We start from the raw sequence: 17,058 nt of genomic DNA on the forward strand, positions 1-17,058 counted from the left end.
GGAGACGCCGTATGCACGTCCGCCCACTCGATGGAATACGCGTTCTGGACCTCACGAACGTGCTCGCCGGGCCCTACTGCAGTTATCAACTGATGCTGATGGGCGCCGAGGTGGTGAAGATCGAGCGCCCCGGGCAAGGCGATCTCGCCCGCAACCTCGGCCCCGACCCTCTGCTCAACCGGGACGGAGCCGGGGCATCGTTCCTGGCCCAGAACGCGGGCAAGAAATCACTGGAACTCGATTTGAAGGACACTGCCGACCGTGCCCTGTTCGAGGACCTCCTCGTCGGCGCCGACGTGTTGCTGGAGAACTTCCGGGCGGGCGTTCTGGAGCGGATGGGCTACGGCCACGAGCGTCTGGAGCAGCTCAACGAACGCCTCGTCTACTGCTCCATCTCCGGCTTCGGACAGACCGGCCCGATGAGCGACGCACCCGCCTACGACCAGATCGTGCAGGGCCTGACCGGCATGATGAGCGTGACCGGCACGCAGGACACCGCACCGCAGCGCATCGGCTTCCCGGTCTGCGACACCACAGGCGGGCTGATGGCCGCGTTCGCGATCAGTGCCGCGCTGCTGCACCGGGAGCGCACCGGAGCCGGCGCCAGACTCGACGTCTCCATGCTGGAGGCATCCCTCTCCACCATGGGCTGGGCCGTCTCCAACTACCTCGTCAGCGGCATCCCGCCGCAGCCCCTGGGGGACCAGAACCCCACCGCGGCCCCGTCCGGAACGTTCCACGCCGCGGACGGCCCGCTGAACATCGCCGCGAACCAGCAGCGCCAGTTCGAGACACTCTGCCGGCTGGCGAACGTCCCCGAACTGATCGCGGATCCCCGCTTCAGCGAGCGTGAGCAGCGCAAGGCCCATCGGGCCGAGCTCAACGCGGCTCTGGATCGTGCCCTCTCGGCCCGCCCGGCCGCCGACTGGGAACGCGAGCTCAACGCCGCCGGCGTGCCCGCCGCCCGAGTCCTGACCGTGCCGGAAGCCTTGGAGCAGCCACAGCTGGCCCACCGCGGCTTCGTCACCGAGCTGAGCCACCCGGCACGCGCCGGGCAGCCCCTGCGCGTGGTCGGCAACGGCGTACTTTTCGACGGGGAGGCCTTCGCTCCGCCTTCTCCACCGCCGTTGCTGGGCCAGCACAACCCCGAGCGCACGGCTCTTGCGCAACGCTGGCGCGGCGAGGCGGCGGAAGACATCGCGTCCGCCGAGGAGGCCGCCGCCTCATGACCACATCCCATGACGAGGCGGCCCAGTGGTGGGCCACCGCGGTCAGTCACATCGAGCCCGGCAGCATCGAACTGCGTGAGCGCCCCGTCCAGCAACTCATCGGAACCGCCGGGTTCGTGGACGTCATCTGGCTACTGCTACGCGGTACAACGCCCTCCCAGGCGCAGGCGGCCCTTCTCGAGGCAGCCCTGGTGGCGGGCGTCGACCACGGGCCGCAAGCACCTTCGATCGCCGCCGCCCGGATGGCCGCCACCTGCGGCATCGGCCTGAACAGCGCCATGGCCACCGGAGTGAACATGCTCGGCGACGCGCACGGCGGCGCCGGCCAGCAGTGTGTGGAGATGCTCACCGACATCGTCAAAGCCGCTCATGAGGGTGCCGAATGGGACGACGCCGCCCGGCTCACCATGGCCGACTGGCAGAGCCGTTCGCGTTACCTGCCAGGTTTCGGGCACCGCTTCCACCCCCGCGACCCGCGCCGGGACCCGCTCCTCGCGCTGGTCGAACACGCCGTGGCCGACGGCACCGTGGGCGGCGACCACCTCAAGGCCGCGCTGGCCGTAGAAGCCGCCCTGGAACACCGGCGCGCGGGCGCCCGGCCGGTACCGATGAACATCGACGGCGCCACCGCTGTCATCTACGCCGAACTGGGCTTTGCCGCCCCTCTGGCGCGTGGCCTGTTCGTGCTCAGCCGCTCCGTGGGCATCCTGGCCCACGCCTGGGAGGAGACCGGGCAGGGGCGCCGCAACAAGGGGCCTCTCCCCCGCACTGTGCTGCCCGCCCGGCTGCCTCAGCCGCCTGACGCGTGAACAAACCCCGTCACGCCTCTTGTCACGGCCGCACCGCATCCCTAACGTTTCTTTCCGCCAATCGGCAACCACCTTGCGGACCATGCGAACCGTACAGCGGACCATGATCTGTACCGCGCTTCTCCCTCCCCCCACCTGAGACTCCTCCGCCCCGCCCATGACGAGTCCGTCAGGCACCCGTCTCGAAAGAGGGACCATGGACAGACGCAGCTTCCTCACCACCACGGCCGCCTCCACCGCCGGCACCGTCGCCCTCCTCAACGCGACGCCCGCCCAGGCCGCTTCCGACACGCTGGCACGCCCGGTGCCAGGACAGGCCCACGCCGCCACCGGCAAGGACTTCCCCAAGGCGGGCGGCAACCTGGGCAACCAGAACTACTCCGCGCTCAAGCGGATCGACGCCGACAACGTCCGCAAACTGGGCGGTGCCTGGCACATCAACCTGGAGAACGGCTCCACCTCCAGCCACCAGCAGTGCGCGGTCATCGCCCAGGACGGTGTCCTCTACCTGGCCACCACCCAGCAGAACGTCTTCGCCGTCGACGGCCGCACCGGCGCGGTCACGTGGAAGACCAAGGTCAGCAGCGACACCACCAACATGCGCGGTCTCGCCCTCGGCCAGGGGCTGGTCTTCACCATCACCGGTGACAACACCGTCGTCGCCCTCGACCAGAAGAGCGGCGAGATCCGGTGGACCCGGGAACTGCTCGTCGACGACCAGGGCGACCCGGACTGCGACCCGGCCAGTGGCCAGTGCGGTGGCAGCAAGGGCGGCCTCGCCGGCGCCGCCGTCTACTGGGACGGCCTGGTCTACATCGGCACCCAGGGCAGCACCGCCGGCGCCCGCGGCCGCGCCTACGCCCTCAAGGCGGACACCGGCGAGGTCGCCTGGACGTTCTGGGGCACCCCCGGCCCGGGCCAGTTCGGCCATGACACCTGGGAGGGCGACACCTGGAAGACCGGTGGCGCCGTCTGCTGGATCCACCCCGCCGTCGACCCCGAACAGGGCCTCGTCTACTGGACGTTCGGCAACCCCTATCCCCGTACCGACGGCTCCACCCGGGGCGGCGACAACCTCTTCGCCAACTGCCTGGTCGCCATCGACGCCAAGACCGGCAAGCGGCGCTGGCACTTCCAATCCGTCCACCACGACATCTGGGACTACGACGGCGTCATGTCCCCGGTCCTCGCCGACCTGCTGATCAAGGGCAAGAAGAAGCAGGTCGTCGTCTACGGCAGCAAGACCGGCATGTACTACATCCTCGACCGCGCGAGCGGCAGGCCGATCCACGGCATGGAGGAGCGCCCGGTCCCCCAGCACGCGGCGCAGAAGACCTCACCGACCCAGCCCTTCCCGGGTGGCGAGCCGTTCGTCGAGACCGAGCCGCGCCTGGACAAGGCGACCCGGCCCGTCCCCTTCTATCCGACCGGCGGCCTCTTCGAAGCCCATTGGGACCGCGCCACCATCATCTTCCCCGGCGCGGGCGGCGGCGCCGACTGGTCCTCCCCCTCCTTCAGCCACCGCACCGGCCTGGTCTACGTCGGCTACGGACTCATCAACTCGGCGTACTCCAACACCCACGGCGGCCGGGTCAACACCGCACGCCCGCTGGGCGAGTACTTCGCCGGGGGTCTGGCCGCGGTCGACCCGCGCACCAACACCGTCGCCTGGCGCCAGGAGGGCGACTGGTCGCTCGCCCACGGCAACGGCGTCCTCAGCACCGCCGGCGGCGTCCTCTTCCAGGGCCGCCCGGACGGCGTACTCACCGCGCTCGACGACCGCGACGGCAGCGAACTGTGGAGCTGGCAGTGCGGCGCGGGCGTCAACACCAGCCCGCTCACCTACGAGATCGACGGCGAACAGTACGTCGCCGTCCTCGCCGGCGGCAACGGCCTGCCCTACCCCGACATCCCCAAGGGCGACCACCTGTGGGCCTTCAAGCTCGGCGGGAAGGTCAGACCGGCCGCGGCACCGACCCCGCCCTCCAAGCGCAACCAGATCCGCGCCGCCGCCGTCAGCGGCGACACCGCCCACGACACCATCACGCTGGGCCGGACCTGGGACAGCACCAAGAACGCGCCGGGCACCACCGAAAGCCTCGTGTCCCAGAACGCGATGGCGCCCCAGCACCTGGCCATCGCCAAGGGCACGACGGTCACCTTCACCAACCCGGCCGACAACAGGTCCGCGCACGGCGCCGTCTCGTTCTTCGAGGCCGAGTTCGACACCGGCCTGCTCATGCCGGGCCAGTCCTTCACTCACACGTTTGACACCCCGGGCGAGTACTTCTTCAACGACCCGATCGCTCCCCAGAGCACAGGGAAGATCGTCGTCAAGTAACGGCCGTCCCGCAGCCCTGACCTGTGGCCGGCGCGCCCGATCTCCGGCCACACCTCACACCTCACACCTCACACTGCCACGAGACATCGCGAGGACAGCCGCATGACGACAACTACCGGACCAAGACGCCGCATCCGGCCTTTGACCGCCGCCCTGACCGGCGTCGCCGGCACGCTCGGCATCACCATCGCGCTGGTCGCCACCGGCACCCTCGGCGTCGCCCAGGGCCGCATCGGTCAGGGCGCGCAGGAACTCGGCGATCCCGACTACGGGGTCTGCCGCGGCACCGACGCCCGCTGCTACCACCACTGGGGCAACTTCGACGCCTCCAAGGGCTACAAGGTGCTCCTCTACACCCGCACCGCCGGCCCCCGCCACGCCAACCTCGGCCCCGCCCTCGCCCCGGGCATGAACCCCCCGCTGACCGACAGCAACGTCGTACAGAAGGGCGTGCAGAAGCTGGGCGCGGACAACGGTTTCCAGGTCGACTACACCGAAGACGTCTCCCAGCTCTCCTCCCCCGCCACCCTGTTCAAGTACAACGCGGTCATCTTCTACTCCACCAGCCGCGACGCCCTCGACGACGCCGCCCAGACCTCCCTGCGCCAGTACGTCCGCGGCGGCGGCGGGTTCGTCGGCGTCCACAACGCGTTCGGCACCGAATACAACTGGTCCTGGTACGAAGGTCTGCTGGGCAACGCGAACTTCTATGACCACGGCGCGGCACAGCCCGGCACCGTGGAGACAGTCGACCGCAAAGACGTCTCCACCAAGAAACTGCCGTCCAAGTGGGCGTTCTCGGACGAGTGGTACAACCTCGTGCCCGCCCCCACCAAGGTCCGGGTACTGGCCGAGGTCGACGAGTCCAGCCTCGCCAAGGGTGTCACAGGCAACTACAACCACCCCGGGCACGGCGGGAACCACCCCGTCGCCTGGTGCCAGTACTACGACGGCGGCCGCTCCTGGCTCACCACCCTCGGCCACGACGCCAAGGACTTCACCACCGACGGCTCCTTCCCCGGCGCCGCCGAGTTCCAGAAGCTCCTCCTGGGCGGCATCGAATCGGCCATGGGCAAGGCGCCCTTCTGCAAGTAGACCCCGGCGTCGCAGACGGCGAACGCCGGAGAACCACCCGGCCCCGGCCGGGACAGGTGGCACCCACTCCAGAGAAAGGCACTCACCGTGCAGGAACAGACCCAGGCACTCCCCCACACCGAGACCCAGGCACAGCCCGCTGAGCGCACCGGCTGGCAGACACCTGACTTCACCGTCGTCGACACGGCGATGGAGATCACCGCCTACGCCCTGAGCAAGAAGTAGGTGCCCGCCGTGCTGCTGCGCGTCCTTGGAACTGCGGCAGGCGGCGGCCTCCCCCAGTGGAACTGTGCGTGCCCCGGCTGCGCCGGGGCACGCACACACCCCTCGCGCCGACGTCTGCACGACTCCCTCGCCTTCCACGGCCCCCGGCCCGACACGTGGTTTCTCGCCAATGCCTCCCCCGACATCGCCGAACAGTTGGAGAGCCACCCCAGCCTCCGGCCGGCCGCCGGGAACGGCCGCACCCCCGTCGTCCGGGTCGTGCTCACCGACGCCGAACTCGACCACACACTGGGCCTGTTGCGGATGCGCGAGGCCGTCCGCATCGAGATCTGGTGCACCGAACCTGTGCGCAAGGCCCTGAACACACGACTGCCCCTCACCGACATCCTCTCCCCCTACACCACCCTCGCCTGGCACGACCTTCCTCTCTCCGGCAGCGGCCGCCCGGCCCGGATCGCGGGATTGGAGGTGAGTGCTCTGCCCCTGTCGGACAAGCGACCGCGCTACGCCGCGGACGAGCCCTCCCACCCCGCTTGGAGTTCCGCGCTGAAGGTCCGTGACCCCGTGACGGGCACGAGCGCTCTGTACGCTCCGGCGCTCGCCGCCTGGAGCGACCGGATCGAGGACGAGATCGCCGACTCCGACTGCGTCATGCTCGACGGCACCTTCGTCGACGAAGACGAGCCCCGTACCACCGGCATCTCACAGCGCACGGCTTCGGGCATGGGTCACCTGCCCATCGAGGGCCCCGAAGGCACCGCGATCCGTCTTCGCCACAGCGGCGCACAGATCTTCTACACCCACCTCAACAACACCAATGCGCTGGGAGATCCGAGCGCCGGCGAACACGATCGGCTCGCGGGCCTCGGCCTGCGTGTGGCCGAGGAAAAGATGGTGGTGACGCTGTGACCACGACCGCTCCCCGCACGCCCGCTCCCGCATCGCCCGGCCGCCGCGAACCGGACACGGAGCCGTGGGACGCGGCAGGGCTGGAGGTCCGGCTGCGCGACCTCGCAGCGGCGCGCTACCACGACCGGCACCCCTTCAACCTGCGCATGCACCGCGGCGAGCTGGACCCCGCCGAACTGCGTACCTGGGTGGCCAACCGCTTCTACTACCAGTGCAACATCCCCGTCAAGGACGCGCTGATCCTCAGCAAACTCCCCTCCCCCGCCCACCGGCGCTCCTGGATCCGGCGCATCCAGGACCACGACGGGACCACCGACGCCGAGGGCGGACTCGAACGCTGGCTCCGCCTCGGCGACGCCGTCGGACTCACCCGCGCCGAACTCACCGCACACCACCATCTGTTGCCCGGCGTGCGCCTGGCCGTGGACGGATACGTCAACTTCTGCCGCAACAGCACCGTCCTCGAAGCGGTCGCCTCGTCCCTCACGGAACTCTGCGCGCCCTCCATCATGCTGACCCGGCTCGACGCCTTCCCCGTTCATTACCCGTGGATCGCAGCGGACGGTCTGGCCTACTTCCGACGTCGCGTCCCCCAGGGCCGGCGGGACGGCAGTGAGGCGCTGTCCTGGGTCACGCGGTGGGCGACCACACGCGACCAACAGGAACGAGCGCTGGCCGCCGTCTCCTTCAAGTGCGATGTGCTGTGGTCCCTGCTCGACAGCGTGCAGGGGGCCGCGGGCCGGCCCGAGGACGCTCGATGAACGGCGCCCGGCCCTGGCGTCCACGGGTGCACCCCGGCGCGGTGCTGCGCCACGACCCCACTCGCAAGATCGACGTCCTGCTGCTGCCCGAGCGGGTCATCGTGCTGCACGGTACGGGCCGCGCCGTGCTGGAGTGCTGCGACGGACGGCACACCGTGAGCGAGATCGCCGAGACGCTCACCGGCGGTGTCGGCGCGGAACAGGCGCAGCGCGAGATCACCTCGTTCCTGGAACGGCTCCGCACGGAAGGCTGCCTGCGATGACCACCCCGGCCCCGCCGTGGGCGCTGCTGTCCGAACTCACCCACTCCTGCCCCCTGCACTGCGGCTACTGCTCCAACCCCCTGGAACTGACCCGACGTTCCCGCGAACTCACCACCGCGCAGTGGGCCGCCGTCTTCGGCCAGGCGGCTCGGCTCGGCGTGCTCCATACCCACCTGTCCGGCGGCGAGCCCCTGCTCCGCCAGGACCTGGAGGACATCACCCGGGCCGCCGTAAACGCGGGCCTGTACACGCAGTTGGTGACCAGCGGCGTAGGTCTGTCGGCCGGGCGGCTGGACACGCTCGTCGCTGCCGGCCTGCACAGCGTGCAGTTGTCGGTCCAGCACGCCGACCCGGGCAGCTCTGATGCGATCGGCGGCCGCCGCTCCTTCGACGCCAAACGCACGGCCGCCCGTCTGGTGAGGGAACGCGGTCTGACGTTGGGTCTCAACGTAGTGCTGCACCGCCACAACCTCGACGCCGTGGACGACCTGGTGAAGCTGGCCGTCAGCTGGCAGGCGGACCGCATCGAACTGGCGAACACCCAGTTCTACGGCTGGGGCCTGCTCAACCGCGCTGCCCTCATGCCCACCCGCGAACAGCTTGCCGCCGCCTCGGAAACGGTGGAGCGCCGGCGCAAACGACTGGAGGGCGTGCTCGACATCACCTGGGTCGTCCCCGACTACTTCTCCGGCACACCCAAACCGTGCATGGGAGGCTGGGGCGCCGTCTCCCTCACCATCGCCCCTGACGGAACAGCCCTGCCCTGCCCGGCGGCCGCATCCCTCCCCGGCCTGGACGCCCCCAACATCGCCGACCACTCGCTGCGCTGGATATGGGAGGAGTCACCGGCCTTCAACGCCTATCGCGGGACGGACTGGATGCCCTCCCCGTGCCGCACCTGCGACCGCCGCACCGAAGACTTCGGCGGCTGCCGCTGCCAGGCCCACGCCCTCACCGGAGACGCCACCCGCACCGACCCGGCCTGCTCCCTCTCCCCCGACCACTCGATCCTCACAAGCCTCACCCGGACCGACGAACCACCCGCGATCATCCCCCGGCGCCCCTCCGCCCAAGCCCGACGGGCATGAGCGCGGCTCGCCCGGGGGTGAGCGGCTCTCCTGCGCCCGGGGCGGACACGATCGACCGCGCGGAACTCGCGGACGGGGACGTCGTCCTGTCCGGCCCGGCCGCGCTTCCCGCACTGGCCGAGCAGCGGCCGGCCGGCCGGTGAGACGCGGCTCGATGGCGAGTTCACACGTGGAGATACGTATGAGGGGGCCGGATCGGGCCGCGCCGGGGCGCCCGATTTCCGGGCGTTGCCGTCGATACGTGCCCGAACGTGCCCGTCTTCCGGCCCTCGGCCGCACGACCCGAGGGGGCCGCTTCTCTCCGCGAACGCCCCTCGGGACACCGGGAATCCGTGGCCATGAGGGACGCCGCCGGGGGCTGCTCCCGTGCAGAACCGATGGCTCCTCGCCAACCGACACCAGCGGAGCCGCGGCCTCGTCCACGAGGCCACCCGGGCCTCTTCCGCACCAGCGGATGACCGCCCTGAGCAGCGGCTTGACACACCAACGCCCGCCCACCGCAGGCTCGTTCTGCAGCGCGGCGGCCGTGTTCGCGTCACGGCGGCAGCGATGCGAGGACGCCGTCGCGACCTGGTGGTCAGCCCCCTTTCGCCACGTCCTCGACGCGAAGGATCGACGCGCCGGAGCCCGGAGAACCAGGTGGCCCAGCCCGGCTTTGCCCGCTTGCCCGATCAGCGGTGGCCAGCAACCGGAACCGCGTACGCCGCTATAATTCGGGAATCCGCGATACGAAGATCGGGCGGCTCGTCGGGGAGCGTGAATGCTTCAGCAAGTGCTCACAAGCGGTATGCGGGGCGGCCATACCCCCGTCACCTTCGACAGCGTCGACCCGGCCCTTCATCCTGATGTCACCGCGGGCCGTTCCAGATTCCGGTGGAGAGCAGCCACTGGATCGACACACCCCCCGGCACTCGCGTACCCCCACACAATCCGCACTGCCTCAGGGCGAATTCCCCGGATGCCCACTTCGCACTGCCATCGCAGATAGGCGTCTTTCGGCACGTCGCGCTTCCGTACGCAGCGACGACGAAGGCTGACTTCTGCCTGGCGACAGCACCGTCTCTCCTTCTCTCGTGCCTTCGTCGAGCAGGACGATGCTCCATGTCCGCACGCCGCCCGTCAGAGCGTCGTACCGCTGTGCGCATCCATGCCCCGCAGAGCCCGGCCAGGGAGAATTCCATGACCGTCCAGAATCAGGATCTGATACAGCAAGGACTGACGGTGGAAAAGCAAGTCAGCCACGACACCCTGCTGTATCAGCCACCAGACGACTGGTTCACCATTCTCACGCTCCTACGGGGAACATGCCGCATCGAGGGACAGGATTCCGACGGGAAGCGCAGCGCCGCGTTCGCGCCCGGTGATATCTGCAGGGTCGCGCCGAACAATCTGATACGCCTTTGTCCGACGCCGCCGTCACAGCGCCCCTTCGAAGTCGCCTGCATCCGGTTGCCCGCGGAGTTCCTCCGGTCCGAGATGGACACCAAATATGGTACGGCTGTTCAAAACCTGTCCACACTGCACTCGTTACGCTCGTTCGACCCTCACATCGCATCGATGGCCTCCGCCTTACTGGGGGCTCAGGACACCAGCTCGGACGATCACTACGCGACCAGCGCGGCCCAGTACCTGGCTGCGTACCTGCTCCTCCCACAGCGCGCCACACCCTCCCGCAGTGGGTCCTTGAGCCCGAAACAGCTGCGCGCGGTGACCGCGTACATGCACGAGCATCTGGCCTCCGGGATCACTCTCGACCAACTGGCCAAGGAAGCCGTGCTCAGCCGCTATCACTTCATTCGCCGGTTCGCCGCCTCCACGGGGAAGACCCCTTTGCAGTACCTCACCGAATTGCGCATCGACGCCGCCCGACAGCGTCTCGCGGCGGGTACCGAGCCCATTTCGCAGGTCGGCAGAGGCTGCGGCTTTCCCAGTCCGGAGAATTTCGCCCGGGTCTTCCGTAAGCACATGGGGTGTTCACCGTCGCAGTACCGACGGAAGGCGACACACGGTGCGGGCCGCGCGGGGACGGAATCTCCGCCGGCCCGGATGCGCTCCGGCCCAGCGCTGTCGGCGGCGACCGCCGACGCCGCTGTCGTCCCGGTCGGCTGACGCCGCTTCAGCTCTTGATGCCCGGCCGGTCCCGGCCGGTCCCGGCCCGTCCCGTCCCGTCCCGGACGACACCGCATCTCTCGCGCGAGACCATCTCAGCAATATCGGACGCCGACCGGGCAATCACGGTCAACTTTTCGCCGCAGAACGGCAACTAGTGTACGTGGCAACGGCATTGCCCCCCACGTGAGGTCATTCTCCACAGAGAAAGAGTGTGAGGACCTTGAGAGGTAGTCGAAGTGACTTCACACATGCTCATATGCGCGAGAAGGCGCTCGGCCGCGTCGGCCCGGCGTCGGTCGATCAGTTAGACGTGAGCGAACAGCACGACATCAGAGTGGTCGTCGTCGACCATCAGGAGTTCGCCCGCGCCGGAATCAGGGCAATGCTCGCCCGGGAAAAAGAAGTGACCGTTGTCGGTGAGGCCGACAACGGTCCGGACGCGCTCGCTGTCATCGGCAGCCGGCAGCCCCATGTGGTGCTGGTGGACTCCGCGCTGCCACCCCTCGGCGGCCTTGACCTCTGCCGCGCGTTGCTCGCACGGCCACCGGCCTCGCTGGCCGGTGTCGTCGTCACGACCGATACGCACAGCGACGAGTTGCTGCTGCAAGCCGTGGGCGCGGGGGCCCGCGGCTACATCCTCAAGGACTCTCCGGTGTGGTCGTGGTGCACGGCGCTGCGATCGGTGGCCTCCGGCGACGCCTTCCTCGCCGAGCGGGTCACCAGCCGGGTGTTCACCAGGTTCACCCTGCTTCCCGGTTACGACCCCGGCCACGTGCCCCACGAGCTGAGCCGGCTCAACGACCGCGAGCTCCAGGTCTTCAAGGGGATCGCCAGGGGCCTGTTCAACCGGGAGATCGCGCACCGGCTCGATGTCTCGGAGAGCACCGTGAAGGCCTGCGCATCGAAGATCATCGGCAAACTCGGGGTGCGCAACCGGGTGGAAGTGGCGCTGGTCGCGTTCCGTCTCGGTCTTGCCGGTCCCGTCCGCTCCGTCGACCCCGGAGCCCGGCCGCGTCGAGCACCCGGCCGGCCGCGTCGAGAAATCGCCTAGGAGTAGCTCTGTGTCGCCACCGTGGACGACCCCCACCCAGGGCCAGCAGCGCCTCTGGATCGCGGAGGAAATGGCTGCCGAGAGCGTCTACCACGTTCCGGCCGGGCTGCGCATCCAGGGCGAACTCGATGAGCGGGCCCTGCTCGCAGCGATCCGCGGAACGGTCTCCCGTCACGCGTCACTCCGTTGTCTGTTGCGGCTGGACGACGCCGGGCAGTTGTCCTGTGCGGTCCAGGAGCCGGACGCGTTCACCGTCGAGCGCGCCGACCTGACCGGCGTCGACGCGGCGGCGGACCGACTGGCGGAGTTCGCGGTCGCGTTCTCACGGCGACGGTTCGATCTCTCCCGCGAGGTCCTGCGGATCGCACTGGTCAAGGTGGCGCGGGACGATCACGTACTGCTCGTCGTCGGCCATCACGTCGTCTTCGACGACTGGGCGGTGGCCCTGTTCTTCCGGGAGCTGGAGGTCGGCTACGCGGCCGCCCGCCACGGGAGCGACCCCGCCCGGCTGCTCCCGCCGCTCGACCACGGCTACGCCGAACTCGCCGCCGAGGAACAGGCAGCCATCGCGGACGGGCGCATGGAGCGGCAGATCAGCTACTGGACGGACCGGCTCGCCGGCGCGCTGCCGTGCGAACTGCCCCTCGACCGGCCGCGGCCGGCCGTCCCCACCGGTTCGGGCACCCCGCTGTTCTTCTCCGTGCCGGAGCCGCTGGGGGCGCGGCTGACGGAGGTCGGACGCGCCCACGGGGCCACCGGTTTCATGACGGTCGTCGCGGTCTTCCACGCCCTGCTCCGCCGCCGTACCGGCCGCGAGGACATCACGGTGGGTGTCCCCGTGTCGGGGCGTGTCTCGGCCGAACGGGAACGCTTGATCGTCAACCTGATGAACATGCTCGCCCTGCGCACCCGACTGCCGGGAGGAGCCCGGTTCGTCGACCTGCTGGCCGAGGTCCGCACCGCCGTGCTGGGCGCCTTCGCCCACCAGGACGCGACCCTGAGCGACGCGCTCGGCCGGCTGCGGACGCGGCACCCGCAGGGGCGCCCACCGGCCATCGGGATCCTCTTCGAGCTCCAGAACACCGACTCCCACATGGGGGCGTTCCTCGGCGTCACCGACGAGGGCCTGCCGGTCCTTCCCGGGTTGCGCACCTCCGGCTACCTGATCCCTGACATGACGGTCAGGTACGACCTGGAGATGAAGATCGCCGTCACCGGGCCGGGGCGGCTCGAGGGGGTGCTGGTGTACGCGCCGGACGTGTTCGCCGAGGACACCATGCGCGGGTTGATCGACGAGTTCCAAGCGATCATCCGTGCGGTGGTGCGGGATCCGCTCATCGTGCTCGACGATGCGCACCTGGATTCCGGGGACGGCTGACCCGCGTCCCTGACAACCGAACGGGGCGACTGACCGAACGGACCGTCACCGGCCGCTGATGTACCCCTGCCCCGCACGGTGGCCGTACCTCCCCCAGCAGCGCACGACCAGGACGAGCGAAGAAGGGATCACCCCGTGAACGATCAATCGCCCCCTACGCACGCGACGACCACCGGCACCCGTGCGGGCGCCGGCACGGTCGGCGGACCGGACACCGGCACGTGGCTGCGGCGCTACCGTGCTGCCCCGGCTCCCCGTGCGCGTCTCGTCTGTTTCCCGCACGCGGGCGGTTCGGCCTCGTACTTCGTGCCCGTCTCCCGGCAACTGCCGTCGGACATCGATGTTCTGGCGGTCCAGTACCCCGGCCGCCAGGACCGCCGACGCGAGCCGTGCGTCGAGGACATCGGGACACTCGCCGACCGGCTCGTCCCCGAACTGCTGCCGCTCGCGGACCGGCCCCTCGCCCTGTTCGGACACAGCATGGGAGGTGCGGTCGCCTTCGAGACCGCGAGGCGGCTGGAGGAGAGGGGCATCGAGCCCGAGATCCTCTTCGTCTCCAGCCGGCCGGCCCCCTCGACGGTCCTCGGCGGCTCCCTGCACCGCTCCGGCGACCAGGCGCTCGTCGCCGAGATGCGCCGGCTCGGCGCCACCGACGCGGGGTTGCTGGAGGACCCGTCGTTCCTCGACCTGCTCCTCCCCGTCCTCCGCGGCGACTACAAGGCGGTGGAGACGTACCGCTGCCGACCGCCGCACGCCGCCGTCACCTGTCCGGTGGTGGCCCTGCTCGGCGACGACGATCCGCAGGCGCCCCACGAGGAGTGCCTGCGGTGGAAGGAGCACACGCGCGGCCGTCTCGATCTGCACGTCTTCGAGGGCGGTCATTTCTACCTCAACGCCCATGCCGCGTCCGTCCTGCGCATCGTCGAGGAACGGCTCCGCCAACCCGGGTGGGCCCCCGTTCGGCCGCGCTCGACGTAGGGTCCCCTCACCGTGAGCCCGCCGTGATGAGGCGGCCGATGCCCAGCACGGGCAGTGCGGTGAGCAGGGATCCGACGCCGCCGATCCAGAGCGCGGGCACCACCCCCAGCAGGGAGGAGAGCCAGCCTGCCGCCAGAGCGGAGAGGGGGATGCTGCCCCACAGGACGCATCGGATGGAGGCGTTCATCCGGCCGAGGAGCCGGCGGGGGCACAGGCTCTGGCGGAGGCTGACCTGGGTGACGTTGAAGACCAGCGCTGCCGCCGTCATACAGAACTCGGCGGCCATCAGCAGCGCGGTGCCGACGTCCCTGTGCTCACCCGAGACCAGTCCGGCGACCGGACTGGCCAGGACGAACGTCGCCGCCGCGAAAAGGCCGCCCGCGATGACGGTCCCGTCGGACAGGCGGCGCCGCAGCAGCGGAGCGATGCCCGCCCCCAGCGCGCCGCCGATCGATCCGCAGGTCATCACCGCCCCGAGCATGAACGCGTCGAGGCCCATGGTGCGCAGCACCAGAATGGGCAGCAGCGTCGTGACCATCCCCATGAAGAGGTTCGAGAGCCCCATCGCGAGGACGAGCCGTCTGATGACCGGCTGGTCACGCACGAAGCGGAGTCCTTCGCCGATGTCCGTCAGCAGGGGCCGCCGAGGGCCCGCCGTCCGACGCTGCCGGGCTTCCGCGTCCTTGACACCTGCCAGGCAGCAGAGGCTGACGACGTAGGAGAGCGCGTCCGCGAGCATGAGGACGGGAACGCTCACCGCCCGCATCAACAGCCCGCTCAGCGCCGGTCCCCCGGTGGTCGCCAGCTGTGCGGTGGCTTCCAGCCGGGCGTTGGCCCTCCCGATGTCGTCCTCGTGCACCAGAACGGGCACGTACGACTGGTACGCCACGTCGAAGAAGACCGTCGCCAGGCCGACGAGCGCGGCGATCAGATAGAGGTGCCGGATCCCGAGCCCACCGGTGAACCACAGGCAGGGGATCGCGAGGACGGCCAGGGCGCGGGCCAGGGCCGCGACCATCATCGTCGGCCGCTTCAGCCACCGGTCGACCCAGGCGCCGGCGGGCAGACCGACCAGCAGATAGCTCACGGTGGACGCGGCGCCCAGGATGCCGACCTGGGTGTTGTCGGCGTGCAGGGTGTCCACGGCGATGACCGGCATGCCCAGGGCGCCGACACGTGTGCCGAACTGGGAGAGTGTCTGCCCGAACCAGAAACGCGTGAAGCTGCGACTCGACACCGAACAGGTGTCGACCGTGGCCTCCATGGGTGCGGTCATGCCACCGCCTTCCCTCCGGGCCCGTGGAGACCGGGCCGGCCCCGTCGGCCCCGGTCGTCCGGATGGTCGGTGTTCCCCACGGGGTCAGACGGTGACGACGGCGCCCTTGCGGCGCAGCAGCTCGGCCAGTTCACCGAGCGTGGTCTCCTGGGTCACCTCTTCGTCGTCGATGGTCACCTGAAGGCTGTCCTCCAGGCTGGCGCAGATCTCGGCGGTGAGCAGCGAGTCCAGGTCGAGGTCGGAGAAGCTCTTCTCCGGCGTTATCTCGCCGTTGACCTGGAACGTCTCCTGCAGCAGGACGCGTACGTAGTCATACATGTCGGTGTTCTCCCTCTACAGTTCCGATTCGACCGCGGTGATCCGCGGCCACACCACTCCCGCCGATGCCCAGGTGAGCCCGGCCCCGAAGGCGGTGAGCACCACGCGGTCACCGGCTCCGAGCGTTCCGTCCGCCTGTCCGTGCGCCAGGGCGAGCGGGATGGACGCGGCCGCGGTGTTCCCGGTCCGCTCCAACGCGCACACCGCCTTCTCCTCGGGCAGGGCCAGGCGCTGCGCCACGGCCTGGATGATCCGCTTGTTGGCCTGGTGCGGGACGAAGGTGTCGACGTCGCCGGTCGTCCAGCCGCACCGGTCGAGCACCCGTAGCGTCGAACGCGACATGTGCTCCACCGCTTTCAGGTAGACCCGCTTGCCGGTCATCGAGAGGTAGCCGTCGTTCCCCTCGGGCACGCAGATCAGGTCGCGGCCGGTGCCGTCGCTCCCCCAGTCGACGCCGAGCAGTGCGCCGGGGTCGGCCCGGCGGCCGCTCCTCAGTACCGCCGCTCCGGCGCCGTCGCCGAAGAGCACGGCGGTGGCGCGGTCCGTCGGGTCGACGATGTCCGAGTACTTCTCCGTGGCGACCACGAGCACGTCGCGGGCCGCGCCGGTCGCGATCAGGCCGGACGAGACCGTCAACGCGTAGAGGAACCCGCAGCATGCGGCCGACACGTCGAAGGCCGGTACGGCGCCGAGCCCGAGCGTGCTCGCGATGCGCGGTCCTACGGCGGGCAGCGGACGGTCGGGGGTGGATGTCGCCACCACCACCGCGTCGACCTCGGCGAGGCCGGCCGATTTGAGGGCGTTCCTGCCCGCCTCGTGGCCCATGTCGCACACCGACACGTCGGGGCCCGCGATCCGCCGTGCGGCGATGCCCGTCCGCTCGCGTATCCAGGAATCGCTGGTGTCCAGCCGCGTGACCAGTGCCGCGTTGTCGACCTCCTGCCGCGGCAGGCAGGTGCCGAGCCCCGCGAGCACGGCCGACCGGTCCTCCTCGGTCATCACTCACCCCTCCGCGATGTCGACTCGACGAGACTCCTGGGCCGCAGATCCGTCCAGTTCTCCTCGATGTGGGCCAGGCAGTCGTCCCGTGCGGCCGGGCCCTCGACGCGCCGCCAGCCGGCCGGTACGTCGAGGAGGCCGGGCCACAGCGAGTGCTGCCCCTCGTCGTTCACCAGCACCAGGAACTCGCCGTCCGGGTCGTCGAAACAGTTCATGCGCACACACC

At 69.9% G+C, this 17,058-nt stretch carries 18 protein-coding genes; 14 read left to right on the forward strand and 4 right to left on the reverse strand.

All coding sequences use genetic code 11. The annotated features are described in order from the left end of the window. Positions 1-11: 11 nt before the first annotated feature. The 14 genes from ACZ45E_RS11835 (at position 12) to ACZ45E_RS11900 (ending at position 14,239) form a co-directional block, all read left to right on the forward strand. Positions 12-1,229 carry a CaiB/BaiF CoA transferase family protein gene (locus tag ACZ45E_RS11835; RefSeq protein WP_468219459.1) on the forward strand — a complete coding sequence of 406 codons (1,218 nt, stop codon included), beginning with the start codon at positions 12-14 and terminating at the stop codon, positions 1,227-1,229. Next, a complete protein-coding gene (locus ACZ45E_RS11840) occupies positions 1,226-2,038 on the forward strand; it encodes a citryl-CoA lyase (protein ID WP_468219462.1) in 813 nt (270 codons plus the stop codon). Before ACZ45E_RS11835 ends, ACZ45E_RS11840 begins: the two co-directional genes overlap by 4 nt. A 196-nt stretch (positions 2,039-2,234) precedes the next feature. Further along, positions 2,235-4,379 (forward strand): outer membrane protein assembly factor BamB family protein, encoded by a 2,145-nt coding sequence (locus ACZ45E_RS11845; RefSeq protein WP_468219464.1) that lies wholly within the window; start codon positions 2,235-2,237, stop codon positions 4,377-4,379. Positions 4,380-4,481: 102 nt separating this feature from the next. Further along, positions 4,482-5,474 carry a ThuA domain-containing protein gene (locus ACZ45E_RS11850; RefSeq protein ID WP_468219465.1) on the forward strand — a complete coding sequence of 331 codons (993 nt, stop codon included), beginning with the start codon at positions 4,482-4,484 and terminating at the stop codon, positions 5,472-5,474. An 87-nt stretch (positions 5,475-5,561) separates the two neighbouring features. Then, positions 5,562-5,699 carry a pyrroloquinoline quinone precursor peptide PqqA gene (pqqA, locus tag ACZ45E_RS11855; RefSeq protein WP_468219468.1) on the forward strand — a complete coding sequence of 46 codons (138 nt, stop codon included), beginning with the start codon at positions 5,562-5,564 and terminating at the stop codon, positions 5,697-5,699. After that, positions 5,700-6,608 (forward strand): pyrroloquinoline quinone biosynthesis protein PqqB, encoded by a 909-nt coding sequence (pqqB, locus tag ACZ45E_RS11860; RefSeq protein ID WP_468219470.1) that lies wholly within the window; start codon positions 5,700-5,702, stop codon positions 6,606-6,608. 80 nt (positions 6,609-6,688) lie between these two features. Then, positions 6,689-7,369 (forward strand): pyrroloquinoline-quinone synthase PqqC, encoded by a 681-nt coding sequence (gene pqqC, locus ACZ45E_RS11865; RefSeq protein WP_468220044.1) that lies wholly within the window; start codon positions 6,689-6,691, stop codon positions 7,367-7,369. Next, positions 7,366-7,632: a pyrroloquinoline quinone biosynthesis peptide chaperone PqqD gene (pqqD, locus tag ACZ45E_RS11870; protein ID WP_468219472.1), complete on the forward strand. Its 267-nt coding sequence runs from the start codon at positions 7,366-7,368 to the stop codon at positions 7,630-7,632. The genes pqqC and pqqD overlap by 4 nt, the downstream gene beginning before the upstream one ends. Beyond that, complete coding sequence (pqqE, locus tag ACZ45E_RS11875) at positions 7,629-8,720, forward strand: pyrroloquinoline quinone biosynthesis protein PqqE (RefSeq protein WP_468219474.1); 1,092 nt, start codon at positions 7,629-7,631, stop codon at positions 8,718-8,720. The genes pqqD and pqqE overlap by 4 nt, the downstream gene beginning before the upstream one ends. Then, positions 8,717-8,863 (forward strand): hypothetical protein, encoded by a 147-nt coding sequence (locus tag ACZ45E_RS11880; protein ID WP_468219475.1) that lies wholly within the window; start codon positions 8,717-8,719, stop codon positions 8,861-8,863. The genes pqqE and ACZ45E_RS11880 overlap by 4 nt, the downstream gene beginning before the upstream one ends. Positions 8,864-9,899: 1,036 nt before the next feature. After that, positions 9,900-10,829 (forward strand): helix-turn-helix domain-containing protein, encoded by a 930-nt coding sequence (locus ACZ45E_RS11885; RefSeq protein ID WP_468219478.1) that lies wholly within the window; start codon positions 9,900-9,902, stop codon positions 10,827-10,829. Between the two features lie 259 nt (positions 10,830-11,088). Further along, entirely contained in the window at positions 11,089-11,883 is a 795-nt protein-coding gene (locus tag ACZ45E_RS11890) for a response regulator transcription factor (protein ID WP_468219480.1), read from the forward strand. A gap of 10 nt (positions 11,884-11,893) precedes the next feature. Further along, entirely contained in the window at positions 11,894-13,261 is a 1,368-nt protein-coding gene (locus tag ACZ45E_RS11895) for a condensation domain-containing protein (RefSeq protein WP_468219483.1), read from the forward strand. 135 nt (positions 13,262-13,396) lie between these two features. Beyond that, complete coding sequence (locus ACZ45E_RS11900) at positions 13,397-14,239, forward strand: thioesterase II family protein (RefSeq protein WP_468219485.1); 843 nt, start codon at positions 13,397-13,399, stop codon at positions 14,237-14,239. A gap of 7 nt (positions 14,240-14,246) precedes the next feature. On the opposite strand, the gene ACZ45E_RS11905 is transcribed toward ACZ45E_RS11900, so the two are convergent. From ACZ45E_RS11905 to ACZ45E_RS11920, 4 genes are all read right to left on the reverse strand, one after another. Next, the gene (locus ACZ45E_RS11905; RefSeq protein ID WP_468219487.1) at positions 14,247-15,515 is read right to left on the reverse strand and encodes an MFS transporter; all 1,269 of its coding nucleotides are present in this window, start codon (positions 15,513-15,515) and stop codon (positions 14,247-14,249) included. 84 nt (positions 15,516-15,599) lie between these two features. Beyond that, positions 15,600-15,833, reverse strand: a complete 234-nt coding sequence (locus ACZ45E_RS11910; protein ID WP_468219490.1) for an acyl carrier protein — start codon at positions 15,831-15,833, stop codon at positions 15,600-15,602. 15 nt (positions 15,834-15,848) lie between these two features. Then, positions 15,849-16,832 (reverse strand): beta-ketoacyl-ACP synthase III, encoded by a 984-nt coding sequence (locus ACZ45E_RS11915; RefSeq protein WP_468219492.1) that lies wholly within the window; start codon positions 16,830-16,832, stop codon positions 15,849-15,851. Next, on the reverse strand, positions 16,832-17,047 hold the full coding sequence (locus tag ACZ45E_RS11920; protein ID WP_468219494.1) for an MbtH family protein: 216 nt from the start codon (positions 17,045-17,047) through the stop codon (positions 16,832-16,834). Before ACZ45E_RS11920 ends, ACZ45E_RS11915 begins: the two co-directional genes overlap by 1 nt. Between the last annotated feature and the right edge of the window lie 11 nt (positions 17,048-17,058).

It is taken from the genome of Streptomyces sp. NPDC030991, from assembly GCF_055571235.1.

Coding starts and splice junctions, on each gene's coding strand:
- ACZ45E_RS11835 (WP_468219459.1), top strand. CDS start 12: ATGCACGTCCGCCCACTCGATGGAATACGCGTTCTGGACCTCACGAAC.
- ACZ45E_RS11840 (WP_468219462.1), top strand. CDS start 1,226: ATGACCACATCCCATGACGAGGCGGCCCAGTGGTGGGCCACCGCGGTC.
- ACZ45E_RS11845 (WP_468219464.1), top strand. CDS start 2,235: ATGGACAGACGCAGCTTCCTCACCACCACGGCCGCCTCCACCGCCGGC.
- ACZ45E_RS11850 (WP_468219465.1), top strand. CDS start 4,482: ATGACGACAACTACCGGACCAAGACGCCGCATCCGGCCTTTGACCGCC.
- pqqD (WP_468219472.1), top strand. CDS start 7,366: ATGAACGGCGCCCGGCCCTGGCGTCCACGGGTGCACCCCGGCGCGGTG.
- pqqE (WP_468219474.1), top strand. CDS start 7,629: ATGACCACCCCGGCCCCGCCGTGGGCGCTGCTGTCCGAACTCACCCAC.
- ACZ45E_RS11880 (WP_468219475.1), top strand. CDS start 8,717: ATGAGCGCGGCTCGCCCGGGGGTGAGCGGCTCTCCTGCGCCCGGGGCG.
- ACZ45E_RS11885 (WP_468219478.1), top strand. CDS start 9,900: ATGACCGTCCAGAATCAGGATCTGATACAGCAAGGACTGACGGTGGAA.
- ACZ45E_RS11890 (WP_468219480.1), top strand. CDS start 11,089: ATGCGCGAGAAGGCGCTCGGCCGCGTCGGCCCGGCGTCGGTCGATCAG.
- ACZ45E_RS11905 (WP_468219487.1), bottom strand. CDS start 15,515: ATGACCGCACCCATGGAGGCCACGGTCGACACCTGTTCGGTGTCGAGT.
- ACZ45E_RS11910 (WP_468219490.1), bottom strand. CDS start 15,833: ATGTATGACTACGTACGCGTCCTGCTGCAGGAGACGTTCCAGGTCAAC.
- ACZ45E_RS11915 (WP_468219492.1), bottom strand. CDS start 16,832: ATGACCGAGGAGGACCGGTCGGCCGTGCTCGCGGGGCTCGGCACCTGC.
- ACZ45E_RS11920 (WP_468219494.1), bottom strand. CDS start 17,047: ATGAACTGTTTCGACGACCCGGACGGCGAGTTCCTGGTGCTGGTGAAC.